At 53.4% G+C, this 23,057-nt stretch carries 16 protein-coding genes; 8 read left to right on the top strand and 8 right to left on the bottom strand.

Features of this window, described 5'->3' with window-relative positions:
- Positions 1 to 222: 222 nt before the first annotated feature.
- From ABVS15_RS10525 to ABVS15_RS10555, 7 genes are all read left to right on the top strand, one after another.
- Entirely contained in the window at positions 223 to 1,083 is an 861-nt protein-coding gene (locus ABVS15_RS10525; RefSeq protein WP_369283629.1) for a PhzF family phenazine biosynthesis protein, read from the top strand.
- Positions 1,084 to 1,391: 308 nt separating this feature from the next.
- The gene (locus ABVS15_RS10530) at positions 1,392 to 2,018 is read left to right on the top strand and encodes a TetR/AcrR family transcriptional regulator (RefSeq protein ID WP_369283630.1); all 627 of its coding nucleotides are present in this window, start codon (positions 1,392 to 1,394) and stop codon (positions 2,016 to 2,018) included.
- 93 nt (positions 2,019 to 2,111) lie between these two features.
- Positions 2,112 to 3,854 carry an ABC transporter ATP-binding protein gene (locus tag ABVS15_RS10535; protein ID WP_369283631.1) on the top strand — a complete coding sequence of 581 codons (1,743 nt, stop codon included), beginning with the start codon at positions 2,112 to 2,114 and terminating at the stop codon, positions 3,852 to 3,854.
- Complete coding sequence (locus ABVS15_RS10540) at positions 3,851 to 5,581, top strand: ABC transporter ATP-binding protein (protein ID WP_369283632.1); 1,731 nt, start codon at positions 3,851 to 3,853, stop codon at positions 5,579 to 5,581. The genes ABVS15_RS10535 and ABVS15_RS10540 overlap by 4 nt, the downstream gene beginning before the upstream one ends.
- 369 nt (positions 5,582 to 5,950) lie before the next feature.
- On the top strand, positions 5,951 to 6,310 hold the full coding sequence (locus ABVS15_RS10545) for a BlaI/MecI/CopY family transcriptional regulator (RefSeq protein WP_369283633.1): 360 nt from the start codon (positions 5,951 to 5,953) through the stop codon (positions 6,308 to 6,310).
- A gap of 2 nt (positions 6,311 to 6,312) precedes the next feature.
- Positions 6,313 to 7,914, top strand: a complete 1,602-nt coding sequence (locus ABVS15_RS10550) for a M56 family metallopeptidase (RefSeq protein WP_369283634.1) — start codon at positions 6,313 to 6,315, stop codon at positions 7,912 to 7,914.
- A 187-nt stretch (positions 7,915 to 8,101) separates the two neighbouring features.
- A complete protein-coding gene (locus ABVS15_RS10555; RefSeq protein WP_369283635.1) occupies positions 8,102 to 8,788 on the top strand; it encodes a hypothetical protein in 687 nt (228 codons plus the stop codon).
- A gap of 91 nt (positions 8,789 to 8,879) precedes the next feature.
- On the opposite strand, the gene xdh is transcribed toward ABVS15_RS10555, so the two are convergent.
- The 7 genes from xdh to nifJ all read right to left on the bottom strand — a co-directional run bounded on the left by xdh (position 8,880) and on the right by nifJ (position 20,470).
- Positions 8,880 to 11,444: a selenium-dependent xanthine dehydrogenase gene (gene xdh, locus ABVS15_RS10560; protein WP_369283636.1), complete on the bottom strand. Its 2,565-nt coding sequence runs from the start codon at positions 11,442 to 11,444 to the stop codon at positions 8,880 to 8,882.
- A gap of 60 nt (positions 11,445 to 11,504) precedes the next feature.
- Positions 11,505 to 12,323: a xanthine dehydrogenase family protein subunit M gene (locus ABVS15_RS10565; protein ID WP_369283637.1), complete on the bottom strand. Its 819-nt coding sequence runs from the start codon at positions 12,321 to 12,323 to the stop codon at positions 11,505 to 11,507.
- A complete protein-coding gene (locus ABVS15_RS10570; protein ID WP_369283638.1) occupies positions 12,317 to 12,790 on the bottom strand; it encodes a (2Fe-2S)-binding protein in 474 nt (157 codons plus the stop codon). Before ABVS15_RS10570 ends, ABVS15_RS10565 begins: the two co-directional genes overlap by 7 nt.
- Positions 12,791 to 12,793: 3 nt before the next feature.
- Positions 12,794 to 14,920, bottom strand: a complete 2,127-nt coding sequence (locus ABVS15_RS10575; RefSeq protein ID WP_369283639.1) for a xanthine dehydrogenase family protein molybdopterin-binding subunit — start codon at positions 14,918 to 14,920, stop codon at positions 12,794 to 12,796.
- A gap of 18 nt (positions 14,921 to 14,938) precedes the next feature.
- Positions 14,939 to 15,559 (bottom strand): NTP transferase domain-containing protein, encoded by a 621-nt coding sequence (locus ABVS15_RS10580; protein ID WP_369283640.1) that lies wholly within the window; start codon positions 15,557 to 15,559, stop codon positions 14,939 to 14,941.
- Between the two features lie 131 nt (positions 15,560 to 15,690).
- On the bottom strand, positions 15,691 to 16,617 hold the full coding sequence (locus ABVS15_RS10585; protein ID WP_369283641.1) for an NTP transferase domain-containing protein: 927 nt from the start codon (positions 16,615 to 16,617) through the stop codon (positions 15,691 to 15,693).
- Positions 16,618 to 16,927: 310 nt separating this feature from the next.
- Positions 16,928 to 20,470, bottom strand: coding sequence for a pyruvate:ferredoxin (flavodoxin) oxidoreductase (nifJ, locus tag ABVS15_RS10590; RefSeq protein ID WP_369283642.1), 3,543 nt, complete (start codon positions 20,468 to 20,470; stop codon positions 16,928 to 16,930).
- Positions 20,471 to 20,787: 317 nt separating this feature from the next.
- On the opposite strand from nifJ, the gene ABVS15_RS10595 reads away from it, so the two are divergent.
- Complete coding sequence (locus ABVS15_RS10595) at positions 20,788 to 21,564, top strand: IclR family transcriptional regulator (protein WP_369283643.1); 777 nt, start codon at positions 20,788 to 20,790, stop codon at positions 21,562 to 21,564.
- A 242-nt stretch (positions 21,565 to 21,806) separates the two neighbouring features.
- On the opposite strand, the gene ABVS15_RS10600 is transcribed toward ABVS15_RS10595, so the two are convergent.
- Positions 21,807 to 22,532: a cyclopropane-fatty-acyl-phospholipid synthase family protein gene (locus tag ABVS15_RS10600; protein WP_369283644.1), complete on the bottom strand. Its 726-nt coding sequence runs from the start codon at positions 22,530 to 22,532 to the stop codon at positions 21,807 to 21,809.
- Positions 22,533 to 23,057: the final 525 nt, after the last annotated feature.

Genomic DNA, 23,057 nt, shown 5'->3' on the forward strand with positions numbered 1-23,057 from the left:
CGCTAGATTCAGGTTCTAGTGTCCGCAAGGACGTGCGGGTTCAAGTCCCGCCTCGCGCACCAAAATTTCAGGCTGAAACAGATGCAAGTTATATCTGTCTCGGTCTGATTTTTTATGCTATACTGAAAGAGCATGCTTTAACTATATATTATTTATATCATAGTAAATAAAGTGTTTAAAGATTGTTGTTCCGTATTAAAATTTAACAATAGAGGTTAATAAATGGAGCTGTACATTGTGGATGCATTTACCGAACATATTTATGGAGGAAATCAGGCTGGTGTTGTTTTGCTGGATAGAACAGCAGACTTCCCAGACGCAGCCTTGATGCAGAAGATAGCTGCGGAGCTAAAGCATTCTGAAACGGCGTTTGTGAAAAGAGTCGATTCGCATCTCTTTTGTATCCGGTATTTCACCCCCGAAGGTGAAGTGGATTTATGCGGGCATGCCACAATCTCTGCGTTTACGGCTCTGCGGGAAGCAAAATTTTTACCAAGTGGTAAGTATACAGCTAAAACAGCTGCGGGGGAAATTCCGGTGACAATAGAATCGGACTGTATCTGGATGGGAATGGCATCGGGCAAGCTAATAAAAGTATTATCTGATGAGGAGGCCTCCGCTCTTTACCGGGCCTACGGGCTTTGCATAGAGGATAAGCCGGCAACATTGCAGCCATGCATTGTCAGTACAGGCCTGCCAGATATTCTTCTTCCGGTGGACAGCATAGATAAACTTACACGCGCTGCTCAAAACAAAGAAGAGGTCATCCGGCTTTCTCAAATACATAAAGTCATTGGTATTCATATGTATTATCCTGAACTATGTGCCCAAGTTACGGCGCGATGCCGAAATTTTGCCCCGCTTTATGGAATTGACGAAGAGGCGGCAACCGGCACGTCGAATGGTGCACTGTCCTATTATCTCCACAGCCAGGGCCTGATTTCAGCACAGGATGAGAACACGTTTATTCAGGGAGAGAGTATGGGGAAACCGTCAATTATCAAAAGCAGGATTGGCCGGGATAACGTAATTTGTATCGGAGGCAGTGCAGTCATTTCAATACGTGGCTGGCTCAATGCTTAATTCGTGCATAAAAAAACGATACCATTGGGGGTAATTCAAGAGCTGATGTCCCTGTTGGGATGGATTCGGAATAGCGCTTTATTTTTCGCAGGATAACAGCAAAAGGGACGAGGGCTTAAGCGCCTTCGTCCTTTTTTCGTCATGCTACTTGTGCCACCATAGAATAAGTAATCCCGAACAATGATGATAAATTCTATTAAAATCAGGAGTGGTGAAAAAATGATGTATGATAAGGAGTTGACAAATTGAATCCATTATGCTAAATTCATAACAGTGTTTTATAACAATGTTATGAAAGGAGCAGTTTCGTGGCAAAGCAAATTGAGGGCGTCTATGAGCGTGTTCTTGAATGCGCCAAAGAAGAATTCCTGAAAAGTGGATATAAGGATGCCTCGCTGAGGACGATTGCTGTTGCGGCGGGAACGACAACCGGCTCTATCTATACGCGCTTTGGAGAAAAGGAAGGCCTTTTCAGTGCGCTTGTTGAGCCTGTTGTACAGGAAATGTTGCAGATTTTCTGCCGTGCTCAGGAATTATTTCACGCGCTTGACAGGGAAACAAAAATAAGCACCATGCCTGAATATTCTTCTAAAAGCATGGAATATCTGCTGGATTATATGTATGCAAACTTTGATGTGTTCCGGCTTTTGCTTGATTCTTCCTATGGCACGAAGTACCATCACTTTATTGATGAGATGGTTCACGTCGAGGTTGAATCGACCTATCGGTATATGGAGGTGATTGGCTGCGAAAATATAAAACGAGGGATCGTTACCGAGGAGTTTCTGCATATTATTACGACAGCCTATTTCGAGGGTGTTTTTGAAGTTGTGCGCCACAACATGCAGTATGAGGAAGCAAAAAAATACATTCATATGCTGAGAGACTATCATATGGCAGGGTTTGGCACGATTTTTTCGCCCCCAAGCACATGAGAACACACAATAGTTGGTTTTTTGCGGCGGCACGAAACCAACTAAAATTAAAACTAAAAGTTAGCTGCGACTAATTATTAAGGAGGAGTAAACATGACGCAAAAAAGTCCCCTGCTGCGGATTTGGGAGCTGGGTGAATCAGAGCATAAACGCTTGTCTGGCGCAATTATCAGTGCGCTGATTGGTGTGCTGGGGGGTGTCATTCCCTACATAGCGGCAGCACAAATCATCATTGGTATGATAAATACGAATCAGGATCTGCGTTATTACCTGACTTGGTGCGGGGTGGGTCTGGCAGGCTATGTGGCAAGAACGCTATTGTATAGCTTTGCGCTGGCATTGTCCCATCAGGCGGCGTTTTCTATTTTAAAGGAAATTCGCCAAAGGGTGCTCAAGAAGCTGCCAAAGCTCCCTCTTGGTACTGTAATGGATACCAAAAGTGGCAGGCTCAAGCAAATTATTGTGGATCAGGTGGAAAGCATGGAAACCACTCTGGCACATCTGCTGCCGGAGATGACATCGAATATTATCGGTCCCATTTGTGTCTTGATCTATCTGTTAGTTTTAGATTGGCGCATGGCGCTGCTGTCTCTGGTATCCCTGCCGGTGGGGATGGTTTTCATGATGGCGATTATGAAAGGCTATGGCAAGGACTGGGAGGGCGCCGTTCAAACCACACAGGAAATGAACGAAACAATTGTCGAGTATATCAACGGCATTGAGGTAATTAAGGCATTTAATCAAGGCAAGCACTCCTATGCCAAGTTTTCAGACAGAGTGAAAGCGAATGCTTCCTACTACTACAACTGGATGAAGCGGTGCCAGTTTAACATGTCTTTGGCATATTCCATAGCGCCCACCACCTTGGTGACGGTGCTTCCTGTGGGATGGCTCTTATACCATGCAGGCAGCTTAACCATTGAAACCTTTCTCACCTGCATCATTTTGTCTCTGGGGCTGGTGACTCCTCTTTTAAAAGCCATGAGCTTTATTGATAACCTTGCAAAAATTGGGACAACCGTAGCCTCCATCGACGAGTTTTTGGAGGGGGAAGAGCAGCGGCACGCTGTGGCACCGGCAAAGCTTGCCAGCTATGACATTTCACTGCAAAATGTCTCCTTTGGATATCATGCAGACAAGGAAATTTTGCATGGAGTTACGCTCAACATTCCGGCAGGCAGTATGACAGCATTGGTTGGGCCTTCCGGCGGAGGCAAATCAACCATTGCGAAATTGATTGCGGGCTTTTGGGATGTGACCGGGGGTACCGTTTTGCTGGGCGGTGTGGATGTAAAGGAAATCCCGTTGGAGCAATTGTATGAGCAGACGGCCTTTGTGTCGCAGGATAACTACCTGTTTGATGATACGATTCTGGAAAATATCCGCATGGGAAAAAGCTCCGCTTCCAATCAGGAGGTAGAAGCTGTGGCGAAAGCGGCCGGCTGTGACAGCTTTATTCGGGAGCTTGAGCATGGCTATGAAACGAAGGTAGGTGGTGGCGGAGCCCATCTTTCCGGCGGCGAGCGACAGCGTATTTCCATTGCCCGTGCCATGCTGAAAAATGCGCCCATTGTGATTCTTGATGAGGCAACCGCCTACATAGACCCCGAAAACGAGGCTGTGATTCAGAAAGCAGTGGCAAAGCTCATCAAAGGAAAAACCGTGATTATCATTGCCCACAGATTATCGACTATTACGGATGCGGATCAGATTGTCGTGGTGCAAAACGGGAAGATTGAAGCTGTGGGAGTCCATGAGAATTTGCTTGCTGACTGTCCGCTGTATCATTCCATGTGGCAGGCGCATTTAGGCACGAAGGACGGTGATGCAGCATGATTGAAACTCTCAAAAAAATATGGCGGTTTGCCGGAACGGAACGAAAAAACATCAACAGATCACTGCGCATTGGTCTTATAAACGCCATTTTCCGGATGCTTGAAATTGGTGCCATTTATGTCGTGGTGCAGGCACTTCTTACAGGGCAAACGGACAGCGCGCCTGCTTGGACTGCGCTTGGATTGATTCTGGCAAGTATTCTGGGCGTTGCTGTGACCAAGTACTTTTCACAATTGCAGCAGACCCACGCCGGTTATTTTATGGCGGCAAACAAGCGAATTGATATTGCAAACCGACTGAAAAGTGTCCCTATGGGATATTTCAACGAAAACAGTCTGGGCGAAATCACCGGCGTTTCCACCACCATATTGGACAACGTGGAAACCGTTGCGCCCATGGTCTTAGTTGATATTTTAGGCGGGCTCATCAATGGGGCTGTATTTACAGTGATGATTCTGTTTTGGGATTGGCGCATTGGCTGCATTGTTGTGATCGGTACGGCGCTTTATCTGTTTGTTACCTCCCTGATGGACCAAAAATCCAAAAGCATCGCGCCCAACCGTCAAAAATCAGAAACCGTGATGGTCGGCGCCGTTTTGGAATACATTCAGGGAATAAGTGTGATTAAGTCCTTTAATCTTACTGGGAAAGGCGATAAAAAAGTTCAGGATGCACTGGAGTTTAATAAAAAGAGCAATCTGGCTCTGGAGAAGCTTTTTACACCGTACACAATCGCGCAAGGTGTCATACTTCAGATATTTAGTATTATCATGACGGTGGCCGCTGTTGCTTTTTGGCTTGGAGGCACCATGAGTGTTGCCAATGCGCTGATGGCTGTGATTATGTCCTTCTTAGTGTTTGCCCAAATTCAGTCGGCTGGAAGCGGGCTGTCCCTCCTGCGGGTTGTAAGCAGCTCCATCGATCATGCACAAAGAATGGATGGTATTCCCCAGCTGGATGAGCACGGCAGGGACCTGTCCCTGAAAGAACATGATATTGTGTTTGAAAATGTTTCATTTTCATATGAAAATGAAAAAATTCTCCACAATATCTCTTTAACAATTCCCGACAAAACAACCACAGCGATCATCGGGCCCAGCGGCTCCGGCAAAACCACACTGTGCAATCTGATTGCCCGCTTTTGGGACGTGGACAGCGGCAGTGTTCGGATCGGAGGGCATGATGTAAAGAAATATACGCTGGAATCCCTGATGGAACAGATCAGCATGGTGTTTCAGAATGTCTATTTATTTGCCGATACCATTGAAAATAACATCAAGTTTGGCAGACCGGACGCCACACATGAAGAGGTGGTTGCAGCAGCAAGAAAAGCCTGCTGTGAAGAGTTTATTCTGGCGCTGCCGCAAGGCTATAACACGGTCATCGGCGAAGGAGGCGCTTCTCTTTCGGGCGGAGAAAAGCAGCGCCTTTCCATTGCCCGCGCCATGCTCAAGGATTCCCCCATTGTTATTCTGGATGAGGCGACGGCAAATGTAGACCCCGAAAACGAAGATCGCCTTCAACAGGCCATTGAAGCGCTGACCAGAAACAAGACCATTATTATGATTGCCCATCGTTTAAAAACGGTTCGCAATGCCAATCAAATTTTGGTGTTGAATGACGGCCGGCTTGTACAGCAGGGCACGCACGACCAATTAATCAGTCAAGAAGGTATCTATGCCGACTTTGTCCTTGGGCGAAAAGAGGCAATCAGCTGGAAGCTATGACACCACAGAAGAGTTCATGTGCGTCCAGTATGCTGCGGCGCCAGGCGGAATAGTTACTTTTTGACTATGGTCAAAGGCGGCGGTTCAATTTGAACCGCCGCCTTGCTTATATAGCGTTTAGAAAAATGATTGTAGCATTTACGATTCGACTTCCTGAAAAAGCTCAGAAAACGCCCAATAATCCATACAACACCCCGGAGAAGTTATTTCCTTAATCATGATTGCAATGTTTTAATTCTTCACAATTGCGGATGCTGGTTCGGTTTTGTGTATTTAAACATTTAAGTTTTGCTTGACACCTTCGGACTATTGTGATAGTCTGAACGCAATTAAAGACTATTGCAATAGTCCAAAGGGGGCATAAATGATATGAGCATGAAGCTATTTGACTCAGAACTTAAAGTCATGGAGGTTTTGTGGGAGCAAGGGACAGTGCCTGCACGCAATATTGTAGATGTATTGATAGAGCGTGTTGGCTGGAACAAGAACACCACCTACACAGTGATTAAGAAATGCATTGAAAAGGGCGCCATTGAACGTGATGAGCCGGGATTTTTGTGTAAGCCGTTAGTGACCAGAGACGAGGTCCAGCAAAGCGAAACCGAGCAGCTCATTGATAAGATGTTTGGCGGCTCCAGTGAATTGTTTTTTTCAGCGTTCCTCAAAAATCAAGGGGTTTCAGAGGAAGAAGCAAAACGGCTTGCAAAACTGATTGAGGAGGCAAAGTAATTATGCTGCATTTCAGGATGGATATGCCACTATATCTCATGGCGCTTTATGGCAGCATGATGATTGTCGTGGTTTTGCTGCTCAGAGGTATTTTGAAAAACCGCCTGCCCAAGCCTGTTTTCCCATTGCTGTGGGGGCTGGTGCTGCTCAGGCTGCTGGTTCCATTTTCTCTGTCCAGTCCCATTAGTGCGCCTGTGCCGGAGTGGCCGATTCAGCATTCAAATACCTCGGCCGTTTATATAAGCAATCTTGCAGAAGACGCCGTTACACCCGGTACAGGCGCTTCGGATGCTGTGACCTATAGCTTTGCAGAAGCTTCCGACCGTGTGGCACCAGATTGGCAGCTCGCAGTGATGATTCTGTTTGGTTCAGGCTTCGCCATTACAACGGGAGTGCTGCTTGCACAAAAGATTCGGTATTCCCGGAAATTAAAAAACAGCCTGCTGGTGGAGCATAACCAAGCAATTAATAGGATTCTTCGAGACATGGGTATGGGGCACATCCTTGTAGCTACAAATGATGAGATCGCTTCACCGCTTGTATGCGGCATGCTGAATCCGCGTATTTATCTGCCATCTGGTATCAACTTTCGGCAGACCCAGCTTCTGGAGCATATCCTTACCCACGAAATCATGCATATCAAGCGCAGGGATAACTGGCTCAAGGCAGTGATGCTGGCTGCTTTGTGTCTGAACTGGTATAACCCGCTGGTGTGGTTGATGTCAAAGTGCCTATCCTCGGATTTGGAATCAGCCTGTGACGCTGCCGTGCTTCGACGGATTGATGCCGACGAACGGAAAAGCTATGCAGCCAGCCTCCTCTCTATGGCAATCACGGGAAATCGTTCTACGCTGCTTTACAGTGCTTTTTCCAAAACGGAGGTAGAGCGCCGCATAAAAAATATTTTAAGCTATCAAAAGGCCACTGCCTTTGTTCTGGCGCTTTCAGTCCTGTTTGTCATGAGCAGCACCGTCGCATTTGCGACCGGAGGACAAGCTCCGTTTTCAGCTTATTTGAGCAGTTATTGCAGCAGCACTTCTTCCCGGTGGGGTGTTAGGGCAGAGCTTGCAAGGGATATTGTATTGGGAGAAAATGCAGGGCGGCGCGCAGACAATGCAATCCTCGACGTATTGGACACGGACACTGCAAATGATCCCGAAATCATTGCCGATCGGGTGAAAGCGGCGCTTGCAAGTGAGTTTAAGGTTGAGAGAGGTGCGTTTCTGCTTACAGTCAAACTTTGCCTGATGGAAGAAGAGGTCTTGCAGGAGTATACAAAACAGGGCATTACCAAGGGACAGGATGGATTTTATATTTATAAAGGGGCAGCTGTGCGGACCTATGAGGATGAAATGCTTGGCTCTGTGCAGACCCGGCCCGTCGGCAGTGTGGACATTGCCGTTCACAGGGATCGGTTGGGGCAAATCACCTCCGTGACGGTTTTAAAACAAGGAGACGAAGACTTTGACCGCCGCAGCAAGGAAATTGAACGAAGCCGCCGCTTCAACACGGGCGTCTCATACAGCTTTGACGGCACACAGGGTAATACTTCTTTGGTCGAGCAGGATACGGCTGTCGAAGCGGGAACAGAATTTTTCAGATGAGCTGTAAGCAGCTTAAAAACCTGCGCTTTTCTCCATGCGTTTTGATCATTTCATACGCATAGTTCCAATGTTGGATGCCCTGCGCATATTGCAGAGTGAGTATCTTCGATCATTGGCTTTTTGATTGTTTTATAGTATACTAATCATAACAATTTTTCCCTAATCACATCACGTATTGGAGATTTGCATGAGCAGTAATATCGATTTTGCATGGCTGCAACAGCAGCTCCCGGAGTATCAATTTCTGTGTTCGGACCTTTCTGTGCACGGGGCGGCAGGAGTTCAAGCCGTCAGCCTGCGCACGGAGGAGCAGGTGCTTTCCGCCGTGGAATTAGGCCTGCAACGGGAGCAAATTTATTTCTCAGGGCCTAAAAAAACAGCTGCCGATTTGCCGCGCTTGTTTGGTACCTGTCGGCTTGTTGCAAATGGCTGGGAGGAGCTTCAGGAAATTGACTGGATTGCCCGGCTCCATCCGCAGGAGGGGACACTGGAGCCTGTGGGACTGCGGCTGATCCCCCAGCGCTTTGACGACGGAAAGCAGCCCGGGCTTTCGGAAGGGGTGCTCCCGGAGCTTGCGCGGAAACTTAAAAATCTTCCGGCGATTTCCGTCCGGGGCTGCTTTGTACAGGGGAAGATTGAGGGCCTCCACGGGGAGGAACTGGGTCGGTATTTTCGGGAATGCTATGAGCTGGCGAAGCGAATGACCGTCATTCTGCCCTGCGGCATGCCGTATCTGTGTATTGTAAACGGGGCAGCGGCCGCCTGCCAAAATGCCATGGAGCACCCGGAGACGTTGGAGGCGTTTTTGCGTCAGGCGAACATTGTCGCGGCCCAGAACCAAACGGCCTTTTACGCGAAGCTGCTGATGACCTGACGCAGGGAAAGTGGATTTCCCAAGAATTTTACCAAGACAGGGAAGCGGGAGCCGGTTTTACCGGCTCCCGCTTATTTGCTCTATTAATCGCTTATTTTTTTCGATAAGGCGTGTTTTCCAAAGGCAGGCTTTGGCGGAACGTTCCGTCCAGCCGGTAGTATGCGTGGGCACAGGCAGGAGCCGTGGGAATCATGCACAGCTCTCCGCAGCCCTTGGCGCCTAAAGAATAGGGCAGTTGATCCCCCTCCGCAGGTCGGCAGAGAATGACCTCCAGCTCCGGGGCCTCCGTTGCCCGCATAAAACCGATGGTGCCGAATTTGCTCTTCGGATAGCCGTCCACGCACTCAAACTTTTCGGTCACGCCATAGCCGATGCCCATGATCATGCCGCCCTCAATCTGCCCCTCCACAGACTCAATGTTGACGGGGGTTCCCACGTCGAAAGCGGAGACGGCTTTGGTGATTTTTCCTTCTTCGTTCAGCACGATCACCTGCGCGCCGTAGGAATAGGAGACGTGGCTGACGGGATTTTCTTTAATCGCCCCCAAGGGGTCGGTGAGGGCGGAGTATTCTCCGAGGAATTCCCGGCCCTCCAGCTCGGCCAGTGTTTTTCCGCTGTCCAGTGCACATTTGAGACTTTCACCGGCCCGTCGGGCGGCTTCGCCGGTCATCACCGTCTGGCGGGACGCCGTGGATGTTCCGGAGTCCGGTGTGCGCACGGTGTCTGCCGCTTCAAAGACAAACAAAGCGGGGTCCAGATTTGTTACATGGCAGATTTCCGTCAGGGTCATCTGGCCGATGCCCTGTCCCATGCAGGAGGCGGAGGTGCGAATGTGGATTTTCCCCTGCTCCACGGACAGCAGAACCCGCCCGATGTCCTTTTTCCCCATGCCCGTGCCGGAGTTTTTAAAGCCGCAGGCAATGCCCGCGTAGGGATTTGCGTGGAACACATCCTTTACTGCGTCTAAGCAGGCGGCCATATTGGTATTGGGGTCGGCGGTCTGCCCGTTGGGGAGCACATCGCCGGGCTTGATGGCGTTCCGGCGGCGGAATTCCCACGGGTCCAGCCCAGCCATCTCCGCCAGAAGGTTAATGTTCATTTCCGTTGCGAAGCAACTCTGGGTCACGCCGAAGCCCCGAAACGCGCCGGAGACGACGTTGTTGGTGTAGACGGACATACCGAAAATGTCAATGTTTTGGTAGTTGTACGGCCCGGCCGCATGGGTGCATGCCCGGTGCAGCACCGGCCCACCCAGAGAGGCGTAAGCCCCAGTATCCGCGATAATAATGCCCTTCATGCCGGTGAGGATTCCGTTTTCATCGCAGGCGGTGGTGAACTCCATCTCCATGGGGTGGCGCTTGACATGGTAATTCAAAGACTCCTGCCGGGTGTACTTCACCTTGACGGTTTTTTTGGTGACCCATGCCATCAGCGCCGCGTACTGCTGCACCGACATATCCTCTTTGCCCCCGAAGCCGCCGCCCACCAGCGCCGCGTGGCAGTGCACCCGCTCCTTGGGAAGTCTGAGCATCTTGGCGCATTCCCTCTGCACGTCGTAGACGGACTGGCAGGAGGTATAGAGCAGCAGGCCGTCGTCCCCTTCGGGCATAGCCACGCAGCATTCCGGCTCCATAAAGCCGTGCTCCTGCCAGGAGGTTTTGTATTTCCGTGTGACCACGTATCTGGAGTTTTTGATGGCCTCGTCCGCGTTGCCCCGGACCAGATTGGCGCGGCTCATTACGTTGCCGTCTTCGTGAATCATGGGTGCGTCACCCCGCAGGGCCTCAAAGGGGCTGGTGACGGGTGTAAGCTCCGTGTAATCCACGTCCACCAGCGCACAGATCTCCTCCAGCATGTCCTGCTTGTCGGTGGCAACCACCGCCAGCACGTTGCCGACATACCGCGTGATATCGCCCTCGCCCAATATCACGTCCCAGTCCTGCTTGATGTGGCCGATTTTGTTGCAGGGCACGTCCTGCTTCAGAAGGACTTCCACGCAGTCGGAGTGGGCAAGGGCGCGGGACACGTCGATGCGGTTAATCAATGCGCGGGGATATTTTGAATAGATGGGCTTGGCGTACAGTATGCCCGGAATAGTAAGATCGTCGGCAAACAGGCCGGTCCCGTTGATCTTTTCGGAGGCGTCGATGCGCTTTGCGTGCTCGTCCATGTGCAGCGAGGTGGGAGCGGGAGGGATTTCTCGTTTTTCGCGGAAAAAGTCCGCCGCCAGCAAAATCGCGTCCTCAATTTTCTTATAGCCGGTGCAGCGGCACAAGTTGCCCTTAATAGCCAGCTTCACATCCGCCCGCGTGGGATTCAAATTGGTATCCAGCAGGCTTTTGGCTGAGATAATCATACCGGGGATACAGAAGCCGCACTGCACCGCGCCCGCGGCGGCAAAGCAGTGCTCATAGACCTTCATTTCCTCCGGGGTGATGCCCTCCACGGTTATCACCTGCTTTCCCGCGAGCTTGCTTAAAGAAACCACGCAGGCCTTGGTTTTTACGCCGTCCACCAGCACGGTGCAGGTGCCGCAGGCGCCCTCGCTGCACCCGTCCTTGGTGGCGGTCAGGTGCAGGTCGTCCCGCAAAAACCGCAGAAGCTTTTTGTCGTGGGAGGACTCATACTCTTTTCCGTTAATCGAAACAGTAAGCACTTCACTCTTCCTTTCAGAAAATCCGCCCGCGGTACCAACCCCGGGCGGATTTGTGTTGGGTCAAATACCAAACTGAGTTAAAAACTCGTTCAGCAGATTCATGCACACGGTCTTGCGGTATTCCGCCGACACGCGTCCCCGGGTGAGGACCATCCGATCCCCATAGGCCCGCAGGTATTCTGCTTTCAGCCCGCGCGCTTCTTCCAAGGTTTTGCCCAGCAGCATCGCCTCCAGATCCCGATAGCGCAAAACGGTGTCCGCCACCGCGCCAAACGCGGCGGCAAGGTTGGAAATTTTGCCATCCTGCTGGGCAAACACGCCTGCAAAGGAAACCCGGGAGATGGCCAATGCGTTGCGTCCGCCGACCTTTTGGTAGTAATATAGGTCCAGCCCGGTTTTGGGCAGCAGGACTTCCGTAATCAGCTCGTCATCGGAAAGGTCCAGTTTTTTCCGGCCCAGATAAAATTCCTCCACGGGGACGATGCGCTCGCCCCGCAGGGATTGAAGCCGAATCTTTGCATCTGCCGCAAATTCAATCAAAACGGAGTCCGCCTTGGCGGAGCCATTGCCAAGATTTCCGCCGAAGGTGCCTGCGTTGCGGATGGCGGGCGCGGCGATCAGCGCCACGGCGTCCTTCATAATCTGGGGAACCCGCTCGTCTGAAAGCGCCTGCGTAAATGTCACGCCCGCGCCAATGCGGAGATAGTCCCCGTCCTCGAAAATCTGCTGCAATTCCGAAACCTTATTTAAAAACAAATAGGTTACATTGGGACGGTTTTCCACCATCAGGTCCGTGCCTCCGGCATAGGGGACCACGGCATGGGAGGCGCGGAGGTTCAGCGCCTCGTCCAGCGAGGCGGCGGCATACCCGTTTACCATAGTCCGTTTCCCTCCTTTGCAGCGGCGGATACCGCGTTGACAATCGCGTTATACCCCGTGCAGCGGCAGAGGTTTCCGGAAAGACCCTCCCGGATTTCGTCCTCTGTGGGGTGGGGGGTTTTGGAAAGCAGCGCTTCGGCGGCCAGCACCATGCCGGGAATGCAAAAGCCGCACTGCACCGCGGAAACCGCCGCAAACGCCCGGTCCAATACCGCGTAGCGCTTCGTTTCCCGGAAGCCCTCCATCGTGGTGACGGAGGAGCCGGATGCCGCGCCCATGGCAACGCAGCAGGAGTTGACCAGGACGCCGTCCATCAAAACGGAGCAGGCTCCGCACTCGCCCTCCTTGCAGCCGCACTTCACGCTGGTGGCGCGGTAAGTGTCCCGCAGAACGTCCAGCAGCCGGTCGGAAGCGTTGCCTTCGTAGGAGACTTCCTGCCCGTTGAGAACAAATCGAATCGCATCCATCTCTTATTCAGCCTCCTTCATCATCACATTCAGGGTATCCTCGGCGGTGAACGGCGCATGATGCAGCGACACTTTGCCGCCTATGGCCTGCTCCACAGCTGCCACATAGGCCCCGGGCGCGCCCACGAGGGGCAGCTCGCCCGCGCCCTTTGCACCGTAGGGGCCGTCGGGGTATTGCTCCACATGCAGCATACACTTCAGGTTCGGCACATCCTTGGTGGTGGGAATCAAATAGTCTGAGAAGGAATTGTTGCGGATGCGGCCCTTGCTGTCGTAATCCATTTTTTCAATGGAAGCGTAGCCGATGCCCTGCAAATAGCCGCCCTCCATCTGTCCGATGACGATGTTATAGTCGATGGGCGTCCCCACGTCGAAAGAGCCGTAAGCCCCCAGAATTTTGGAGATGCCCGTGCAGGTGTCCAGCTCCACTTCGATGGCGCCCACGCCCCATGCGTAGGTAGGGTACGCGTCGCCCTGGAATTTGTCCAGATAGAAGGGAATCATAAAATCAGGTTCTCTGAAATGCTCCTCCACAATCTGGTCCTCACCCTCTATCCACTGGGTGCGCAGCTTGATGGCGGCGCGGCGCAGCAGCTCTCCCACGACCATCAGGGAGCGGGAGGCCACCGTGGGGCCAGAGTCCGGAACGCGGGCGGTATCCGGGTGGTTGTAATACACCTTTTCCAGAGGAAGATTCAGCTCGTGGGCCACGATTTTGGGGAAGGTGGTCCGCAGGCCCTGCCCAATCTCACCGTTGGAGGCCAGCACCTCCACCGTTCCGTCCGGGTACTTGTGCAGCTTGCACACCGCCTTGATGTGGTCCCGTTCGCCAGAGCCGGTGAAGCCCGCCCCGTGGAACCACAGCGCCATGCCGATGCCCTTGCGGTATCTTCCGGTCTGGGGCTTCTCGTACTCCAGATGCTTTCTGCGGAAGTCGCAGGCTCGGTCCACCTCGTTAATCATCTCGGGCAGAGGGATAGGGAAGTGATACTTGCCGGAAGTGGAGGTGGCATCTCCCTGCCGGGCCAGATTGGCCTCTTTGAACTGGAGGGAATCAAGCCCCAAATCCCGGGCGATATGATTCATCATCATCTCCACGGCAAAGAAGGTCTGGGGTGCGCCGAATCCCCGGTACGCGCCGGAGGGCGTGGTATTTGTTTTCAGGGCGCGTCCGTGGACGTGCAGATTGTCAAAGCTGTAAACGCCGCTGGCGCAGATGATGCCCCGCTGCAACACCACGGGGGACAGCGTGGTGTACGCGCCGGAGTTGAACTTCACGTCGATATCCATGCCCGTGACCTTGCCGTTCTTTACCGCCACCTTGTAAACGCACAGCGAGGGGTGGCGCTTGGAGGTGAACTCCAAATCCTCCCGGCGGCCGAAGATGCAGCGGACGGGGGCGTTTGCCTTCCGCGCTGCCACGGCAACCTGACAGCCTAAAATAGAGGGAAACGCCTCTTTTCCGCCAAAGCCGCCGCCGGTTACATCCTGAAGAATGTGTACCTCGTCGGGCCGGCAGCCCAGCGCGCGCATCACCGCGCCGTGGACATAATAGGCGCACTGCATGGAGCCGTGGACGTACATATGCCCGTTTTCCTCCGGCTCCGCCATCATGCCCTGCGGCTCCAGATAAGTCTGGTCCTGATAGCCGGTGGAAAATTCCTCCTCGTAAACCTTGTCGGCCTCGGCAAAGGCTTTTTCAAGGTTTCCCTTTTCGTATTCGTAGTTGAAAAACACGGTGTCAGCCTTGCGCAGGTCCAGCATCGGCGCCAGCTCTTCGTAGGCAACCTTGATTTCCGAAAGAAGCCGGTCCACCACCTGTTCCTCCGGGCCAACCACCATTCCGATAGGCTCTCCGATGTACTCCACCGTGTCCCGGGCAAACACCGGAGTGTCATCCAGCACGATATTCACATTGTTGTCGCCGGGAACGTCGGTTTTGTCCACATAAAAATACCCGTCCGGCAATGGGGGAACCTCCACGCCCAGCACCTTGGCTCTGGCCAGGGTGGAGCGAAGGAACTTGCCGGTCAAAACGCCGTCGCCAGAATAGTCTCCGACATAAACGGAGCGCCCGGACATTTTCGGCGCGTGGTCTTTTTTTACCACAGATTCACTGATCTTTTCCATCTTACAATCCCTGCCTCCTCATTTTACAAATTCGTAGCCCTGTTTACAGCTTTGATAATCCTGCTGCGTATCCAGATCAATCCATACGCCCTCGTCGTCTACGGAAACGGTTTGAATTAAATTTTCGTGCCGCTGCCATAGCTGGCGCAACCCGCCGTCGCTCTGAAATGCAAGAATCTCTGGAATCATTTGCGCATCCACCAACGGTGGGTGTTTCCGTGCCCCGTTCAGCGTTGGAAAAATCACGCTGACGCCATTTGCGGGGCGGGCGGAAAGCAGCTTGCGGAAGGTGGACCGACGCACCACCGGCATGTCTCCCGGTAGCAGGAAAAACGCGTCGCACTCCGGCATGGCCCGGCAGCCGATTTGAATGGAGTGCAGCATGTCGGTGTTTGCGAAGTCTGGATTTCGCACGGAAATGACGCGTGTTCCATAGCGCCAGTGGAGCACCGCGTCCACCTCCGCCCCCCGATACCCCGTCACCACCACGACGGATTGGGCGCCGCCCGAGAAAACGCTGTCCACCGTATTTTCAATCAGCGTTTTGCCCCGCAGCGGCATCAGCGGCTTAAATTCACCCATGCGGGAGGAAAGCCCCGCCGCGAGAATCAGGCCGCAGACAGTGGGAGCCTCATGCATAAAAAAACCACCCCGTTTCCTCTGAGAGCAGTGCCGCGCCCAATAAAAAACGGCGCGGTGTGTCCACTCTCATTATGAAAGGGATGGTTTTTGTTCGCAACTTCTTCCTGAAAAGAACTTGCCAAATTCCATTATAGAATTTTGGTTGTTAAAAATGCCTCCTGAAACCGGCTCTGGGTGTAATGAAAAATTTCCTCCTCAAAGCGCTGATAGGCCAGCAAAAATGCGATGCCTCGCTCGGTCAGAACGGTGTTTCCCCCGTGCCGTCCGCCCTGCCGCCGCTCCACAACCGCATAGCCCAATTCGATTTCCAGCCGGTTGATCATGTCCCATGCCTTGCCGTAGGATAGAGACATGGCTCCGCAGGCCTGGCGCATATTGTGGGTGTCTTCAATCAAAAACAGCAGCAGCTTTAGCCGGGCGTTGAAAAAGGCAAATTCCCGTTCGATGCTCATGCGGATGACGGGATGGAGAATTGCGTTGTTGTGCTCCGCCAGACGGGCTTGCAGCTGCTCACGGTTGTGCACGCTGGTTAAAACGCCCTCATCCTCCACGGAAAGCCAGATCCGTTTTGCATCCAGCGTGCGAAGCGCGCCCCGCAGGCCGTCTTCACCGCCATAGGCCAGAATTTCGGGGATAATGCTGTCTGACAGCATCACGGGATGCCCCCCGCAGCCGTGGTAGGACGGCGTGACAATTTCTCCCGCCGTGTTTTTCAGCCGAATCAGCGTGTCCGGCGTGAACATAGGGACATTCACGGGGGCAAAGGCAATCCGGTCGCATTTTCCGGACAGATACCGAAGCCCAATTTTCACGGAATCCAGAAGCTGGGGCTGCTCCGGCTGCTCGCTGGAAATGAAAATCACACCGTAGTTGCTTAACTGGTATTTCACCTCGTCTTCGTCCACGCCGGTAATCACCACGATGGGGAAAATACCGGCCTGCTGAAAGGAAATAACGATTCGCTTAATGACGGGGATGGTCCCCACCTTCAGCATGGGCAGCGCGGCTTTTTTGCTGGCGGCGGCAATCAGGCCTCCGAATTTGCTGATTCTCATGTCACAGACCGTGCTCCTCTCTTAAAAACTCTGCCAACGCCGAGCTTTTCATTTATCATACACATTTTTGGGAGCATGTCAATTCCTTCATCAGGCGGGACATGGGACCAGACTGAAAAAGTATCAAACGTTTTCACGTTGACAGTTTCCAAATAACCGTTATTTCCTGCCCTGCCGGGGGGAAGCTTCTTGCTTGGAACAGGGGATAAAGGCAGGCACGCCGCGCAAAAGCGCGGCGTGCCTGCTATCTTTTCAAACGAGGGTGTTTCTTCTGCACCGCTTGGGGGCGACTGGGGAAGTAAGGTGTTTATCAGCCGTTCTCCGCCATTTTGCGGTACTTGGAATAGCGGTTTTTCGCGTCCTGCACAGCCTTTTCATAAAGCGCGTCGGCCCGGTCGGGGAAGTTGTTGGCCAGCGCCGCATAACGGTTTTCGCCCATGAGATAGCCCATGATCTTTCCGGTGTCCGGCTCGGGAGAATCCAGCTGGAAGGGATTCTTTCCCTGCTCCGTCAGGCGGGGATCATAGCGGTACAGGTGCCAATAGCCGGACTCCACAGCCTTTTTCATCTCGCTCTGGGTGCAGCTCATGCCTGCCTTGATGCCGTGTTCCAGACAGGGGCAGTAAGCGATGATGATGGACGGTCCGGGATAAGCCTCGGCTTCCCGGATGGCCTTGAGGGTCTGGGCCTGATCGTAGCCCATGGCCACCTGCGCCACGTACACGTACCCGTAGTTCATGAAAATCGCGCCCAAGTCCTTCTTGGCAATCTTCTTGCCGCCTGCGGAGAATTTCGCCACGGCGGAGGTGGGGGTGGATTTGGAGGACTGTCCGCCGGTGTTGGAGTAAACCTCGGTGTCCAGCACCAGCAGATTCACGTCCCGATTCTGGGCCAGCACGTGGTCGATGCCGCCAAAGCCGATGTCATAGGCCCAGCCGTCGCCGCCCACGGCCCAGACGGACTTCTTTGCGAGATATTCCCGGCTGTCCAGAACGAACTGAACTTCTTCTGTCTTCTCGCTGCGCTCCAGCGCGGCAATCAGCGCGTCGGACACGGCGCGGGACTGGCTCTTATCCTCCCAGCCGGTGAGATACGCTTCGATTTCGGAAGCGGCGGTTCCGGCGGCCTTCAAGCTTTCCAGCCGCAGGAACAGCTCCTTGCGGATGGCGTCCTGCGCGTGGAAGAAGCCATAGGCAAACTCAGCGTTGTCCTCAAACAGGGAGTGTTCCCACGCGGGGCCAAAGCCACGCTGGTCGCGGCAGTAGGGCAGGATGGGGGCGCCGCCGCTGTATGCGGAGGAGCAGCCCGCAGCGTTGCCGATGTACATGTGGTCGCCCACAAGCTGGCTTACAAGCTTTAAGTAGGTGGTTTCCGCGCAGCCCGCGCAGGCGGCGGAGAACTGGAAATAGGGCTTGGCAAACTGCGCAGTCTTCACGCTCTTGTCGCTGACCGCGTCCTTCTTGAGATACGCCTCGTTCATGGCGACCTCGTTGAAGTTTACCTGCTCCGGCTTCATCTCCTCAAAGGGAGTCATCACCAGCGCGTCGGCCATTTTCTCATTCTGGTTGGCGGGGCAGGCCGTCAGGCATACGCCGCAGCCCAGACAGTCGTAGGGCGAAACCTGCACGCGGAAGGAATACTGGGGAGCGTCCTTGCCAAGGCCCTTGGCGGGCACGGTGGCGAAGGAAGCGGGCACACCGGCCTGCTCCTCCTCCGTCAGCAGCACGGGGCGCAGCGCCGCGTGGGGACAGACCATGGAGCAGCGGTTGCACTGGATGCAGCTCTCGCCATTCCACTTGGGAACTGCGGTGGCTACGCCACGCTTGGAATAGACAGAGGTGCCGTTTTCCCATGTGCCGTCCAGCACGCCGTACTTCTTGAAGACGGAGATGGGCAGCTTGTCGCCCTGCTGGCGGTCCATGGGCAGAACAATGTCCCGGACAAAGGGCGTGGTTTCCAGCTCTGCGGCTGGCGCATCCTGCGCCGTGGCCCAGGATGGGGGAATTTCCACCTTCACGGCGGCGCTCACGCCTGCATCCACGGCCCGGTCGTTCAGATCCACAATTTTCTGTCCGGCCTTTTTGAAATAAGAGTTATAGTTGTTTTTCTTCATGTCCTCCACGGCCACGTCCAGAGGAATTACCTTGGTCAGGGCGAAGAAGACAGCCTGAAGGATGTTGTTGGTTCTGCCGCGCAGGCCGATTTCCTCGGCAATCTTTGCCGCGTCGATGATGTAAAACCGGGCATGCCTGCTGGCAAGCTCCCGTTTCAGCAAGGCGGGGAGGTGCTCCTCCAGCTCGGAAACCGACCACGGACAGTTAAGCAGGTAGATTCCGCCCTCCTTCAGGTCTGCGGCGGTGTCGTACTTGCTGACATAAGTGGGTGCGTGGACAGCCACAAAGTCCGCAGAGGAAACCAGATAAGTGGAGCGGATCGGCTCATCGCCAAAGCGCAGGTGAGACTGGGTCAGTCCACCGGTTTTCATGGAATCGTAGGAGAAATAGGCTTGAGCATACTTATTCGCCACCAATCCGATGGTGGTGATGGCGTTCTTATTCGCGCCTACCGTGCCGTCACCGCCAAGACCCCAGATTTTACAGGAGGTCTGCCCGGCGGGGGACAGCTCCAACTCCTGATAGTCCAAAGAGGTGTTGGTCACGTCGTCGTTGATGCCGATGGTAAAGCTGTTTTTGGGCTGGTCCTGACGAAGGTTGTCAAACACGGCGATAAACTGGCCCGGAGTGGTGTCCTTGGAGGAGAGACCATACCGTCCGCCCACAATGCGGATGTCGGTCCGGCCTGCCTGATTCAGGGCAGTGACCACGTCGAGATACAGCGGCTCGCCCACGGAGCCGGTTTCCTTGGACCGGTCCAGCACCGCGATTTTCTTACAGGTGGCGGGAATGGCCTCGGTAAAGTGCTTCACGGAGAAAGGACGGTACAGCCGAACCTGAAGCAGGCCCACCTTCCGCCCGTTGGCGTTGAGGAAGTCCACCGTTTCCTTCACCGTCTCGGAGGCAGAGCACATGATAACGGCCACTTCCTCCGCGTCGGGTGCGCCGTAATAGTTGAAGAGCTGATAGTCCCGGCCCGTCAGCTTATTGATCTCGTCCATGTAGTGCTGCACGGTGCCCGGCACGTCGGCGGCCTTTTCGTTTGCCCCCTCCTTGCACTGGAAGTACACATCGGGGTTGACGTTGTTGCCCCGGTTGGTGGGATGCTCGGGGTTGAGGGAGTTCCGGCGGAAGGAACGCAGGGCATCGGTATCCAGAAGTCCGCGCAGGTCCTCATAGTCCAGCGCCTCGATGCGCTGCATCTCGTGAGAGGTGCGGAAGCCGTCGAAACAGTGCATAAACGCATACTTGGAGCGGATGGCCGACAGATGGGCTACCGCCGCCAGATCCATGCACTCCTGCGGTGTGGCGGACATGAGCATGGCGTACCCGGTGGTACGGCAGGTCATAAAGTCCGTATGGTCGCCGAAAATGGAATGATGGTTGGAGGTGACCACTCGGGAGGCGATGTGCAGCACGTTGGGGAGGAACTGGCCGCCCATGGCGTACATGGCGGGGATCATCAGCATCAGTCCCTGTGCGGAGGTGAAGCTGGTGGTCAGCGCACCGGCCTGCAAGGAGCCGTGGCACGTGCCCGCCGCGCCGGCCTCAGACTGCATCTGAATCACGTCCACCGTGGACCCGAACAGGTTTTTCCGCCCCTTGGCAGACCATTCGTCCACCTTCTCCGCCATGGGGGAAGACGGGGTGATGGGATAGATGGCCGCAACCTCCGTAAACGCATACGCCACATGCGCCGCGGCTGTGTTGCCGTCCATCACCGCAAGCTTTTTAGTCATGGTGTTTTCCCTTCTTTTCCTTTTTTTCGCCCACTTCGGGCGCGGTTTGAGTGAAATGCAAGCTCTGTTACTACTCTGCCGAGTTCCTATATAGGAACTCGGTTTTTAAATAGGACTTTCACTATTCAGCTTTAACATAGATTTCCCGCTGTGTCAATAGGAGAATTTCCGGTTTTAAAATTTTCTGGGAATATTTATAGCCGTCTGCCCGTACGGTACGTTCCGAAAGAGACAGTTATAACTTCCGCTTGTAACCTGCCGTCCGCTGTGCTAAAGTGTTGAAAGTATCAAATGTCACTGAAATGGAGGCACAGTCTATGCCGCAGGAGCACCGCTCCACCGCCCGGGTACTGGATATTCTGGAATATCTGGCGCTTTCAAAGGATGGTGGAAGCACCTTGACGGAGCTGTCCGTGGCGCTGGATGCGCCGAAGAGCAGCCTTTTTCCCATTCTCCACACGCTCCTCAGCCGGAAGTACATCTGGCTGGACCGCCGGACAAACCGGTATTATATTGGCATCAGTGCCTATGCGCTGGGCAGCAGCTTTGCGGCCAACCAAAGCACCATGGATTTTATCTTGCAGGTGATGGAGGTCGTTGTGGAAAGCTGCGAGGAAACCTGCCAGATGGGCGTTCTGGACCGGGAAAAAGTGCTTTACATCCGCAAGGTGGACTCTCCGCAGCCCATCCGCATGATTTCCCATGTGGGAAACCGTCTGCCCGCCAACGGAACGGCCATTGGAAAGGCGCTGCTGAGCGACCTGAGTGACGAAGAGGTCCGAGCGCTGTACGCCGACGGGCTTCCCCGGCTGACGGACCATACCGTGGTGGAGTTTGACACGCTGCTGGCGCAGCTTGCGCAAATCCGAGAAACCGGCGTTGCATGGGAGCGGGAGGAATCTGCGGAGCAGCTATATTGCTGGGCCGTTCCCCTGCGCAGGGACGGGCAGACCTTTGCCGCCCTCAGCGTGGCTGTTCCGATGTTTCGCTGTTCAGAGGAGAAGAAAGCGCTGGTGCTGGACTGTCTCACGCAGGCCAAGCGGGAAATTGAGCTGATTGCCGAGGTCCGGGGCTTTCTTCCGGAGTCGATTTGAGTCTCTCAAGCGTGTCGAGGGAAGAACCAAGCTGTACAAAAGCATCCTTATAAACGCAATAAACGCAGGAAACGGCGTGAGAATTGACGGGTAACTGCGATAAAAGAATCCGTCAGGAGCAAAGCGGCCTGAAAACAGGCCGCATGGCCATCGAATCCAAATGGATTTGGATGGTATAACGGCCCATCCGCCAAAAACTACGCGGAGCCTGCCCCTTTATGGGGCAGGCTCCGCACGCTTATTTAAATGACTTTGGCGATGAACTGAATCAGATTAAAATACTTGCCGCCCTCGGCCTCCATCATTTTGATGTCTCCGGCAACAACCGGATGGTAAGCGGTCAGCCATTCATCCCATGCCTGCTTGCAGCAGCTCATTTCGCGGATATCCACAATTTCAATCCCCGCTTCTTTACGCCATAAAGCTTTCCACCAGTCAAGAGAGCGGATCGTCCTTGCCACCTCCTCATTCCAGAACGGCTTCATTTCTTCGGGCACAGTTTCCCCGAATTCGTATTTGAGGCCGGGAATGGCGATGGCAATATAGCCGCCTTTTTTCACAAGGGGAAGGAGCGACGAAAGCATTTCCTCCGTGTCGCCGAAATAGTGATAGGCGTCAACGGTAAACAGCAGGTCAAAATATCCGTTGGCAAAGGGAAGACCCTTGGTTGCATCTGCGGAAATGGGAACAGTCTTATCCTCGATCCCGATAGAGTGAAACCGCTCATAGTTTTCGGTGGGCGAAATCCAAAGGTCGGCGGCGAAAACAGACGCGCCATATTTTTCCGTAAGCAGGAGCGTTGAAAGACCGCATCCGCAGCCAAGGTCAAGGATTCGCATATGCTCGTTGATGTTCAGGTGTGACGCCAATTCCTCCGCAACCCGCAGGGCGTTTGGTCCCATCATCGTGGCCTTCAGGAACTCTAAGTGTTTATTGTCGGACATAAACCGGTTTGTGAATGAATACATGATCATTTTCCTTTCTAATGATGCCTTATAGAAAGAAAACAAAAAAAGCGCAGTATATCACTGCGCTACAAACTACATCATTATCATAAATGATGTCCGTTCAATCTGTAAGGCAGTTTTTGACAACACAAATAAGAGCAGAATACCTGCCCATTTCATGCGCGTAACTTAAATCCTTACAGGACGACCGACATCAACACACCACGCTTTCTTTCGGTTACTATATCATGCCGCTGTCATGCTGTCAATGCACGCCGTCTGGGAAATCTCCGGAGAGCCTCAAGGCGGAGGATAAAGTTAAACTTTATAGGCTTGCATTCGGTTTCTTTCACGTATACACTGAAAATAATCAGTAAAAAAGAGAGGAATATTGCATCTCCGAGGGAAAGTTTGAATTGACAGGCCGGGTTGCTTCGGTCGTGCATGGGTGCACCATGGGGCCTGCGCAAGTCCAAAAGAAAAGCAATGAAAATGAGCTTGAGAAAATTTTGAGATTTAGCTGCAATAATAAAAATACCGGGGAAG

Origin of the sequence: Oscillibacter sp. GMB15532, assembly GCF_041020825.1 — a bacterium.
Taxonomy (GTDB): Bacteria; Bacillota; Clostridia; order Oscillospirales; family Oscillospiraceae; genus Oscillibacter.

Coding starts and splice junctions, on each gene's coding strand:
- ABVS15_RS10525 (WP_369283629.1), top strand. CDS start 223: ATGGAGCTGTACATTGTGGATGCATTTACCGAACATATTTATGGAGGA.
- ABVS15_RS10535 (WP_369283631.1), top strand. CDS start 2,112: ATGACGCAAAAAAGTCCCCTGCTGCGGATTTGGGAGCTGGGTGAATCA.
- ABVS15_RS10540 (WP_369283632.1), top strand. CDS start 3,851: ATGATTGAAACTCTCAAAAAAATATGGCGGTTTGCCGGAACGGAACGA.
- ABVS15_RS10545 (WP_369283633.1), top strand. CDS start 5,951: ATGAGCATGAAGCTATTTGACTCAGAACTTAAAGTCATGGAGGTTTTG.
- ABVS15_RS10550 (WP_369283634.1), top strand. CDS start 6,313: ATGCTGCATTTCAGGATGGATATGCCACTATATCTCATGGCGCTTTAT.
- ABVS15_RS10555 (WP_369283635.1), top strand. CDS start 8,102: ATGAGCAGTAATATCGATTTTGCATGGCTGCAACAGCAGCTCCCGGAG.
- ABVS15_RS10565 (WP_369283637.1), bottom strand. CDS start 12,323: ATGGTAAACGGGTATGCCGCCGCCTCGCTGGACGAGGCGCTGAACCTC.
- ABVS15_RS10570 (WP_369283638.1), bottom strand. CDS start 12,790: ATGGATGCGATTCGATTTGTTCTCAACGGGCAGGAAGTCTCCTACGAA.
- ABVS15_RS10575 (WP_369283639.1), bottom strand. CDS start 14,920: ATGGAAAAGATCAGTGAATCTGTGGTAAAAAAAGACCACGCGCCGAAA.
- ABVS15_RS10580 (WP_369283640.1), bottom strand. CDS start 15,559: ATGCATGAGGCTCCCACTGTCTGCGGCCTGATTCTCGCGGCGGGGCTT.
- ABVS15_RS10585 (WP_369283641.1), bottom strand. CDS start 16,617: ATGAGAATCAGCAAATTCGGAGGCCTGATTGCCGCCGCCAGCAAAAAA.
- nifJ (WP_369283642.1), bottom strand. CDS start 20,470: ATGACTAAAAAGCTTGCGGTGATGGACGGCAACACAGCCGCGGCGCAT.
- ABVS15_RS10595 (WP_369283643.1), top strand. CDS start 20,788: ATGCCGCAGGAGCACCGCTCCACCGCCCGGGTACTGGATATTCTGGAA.
- ABVS15_RS10600 (WP_369283644.1), bottom strand. CDS start 22,532: ATGTATTCATTCACAAACCGGTTTATGTCCGACAATAAACACTTAGAG.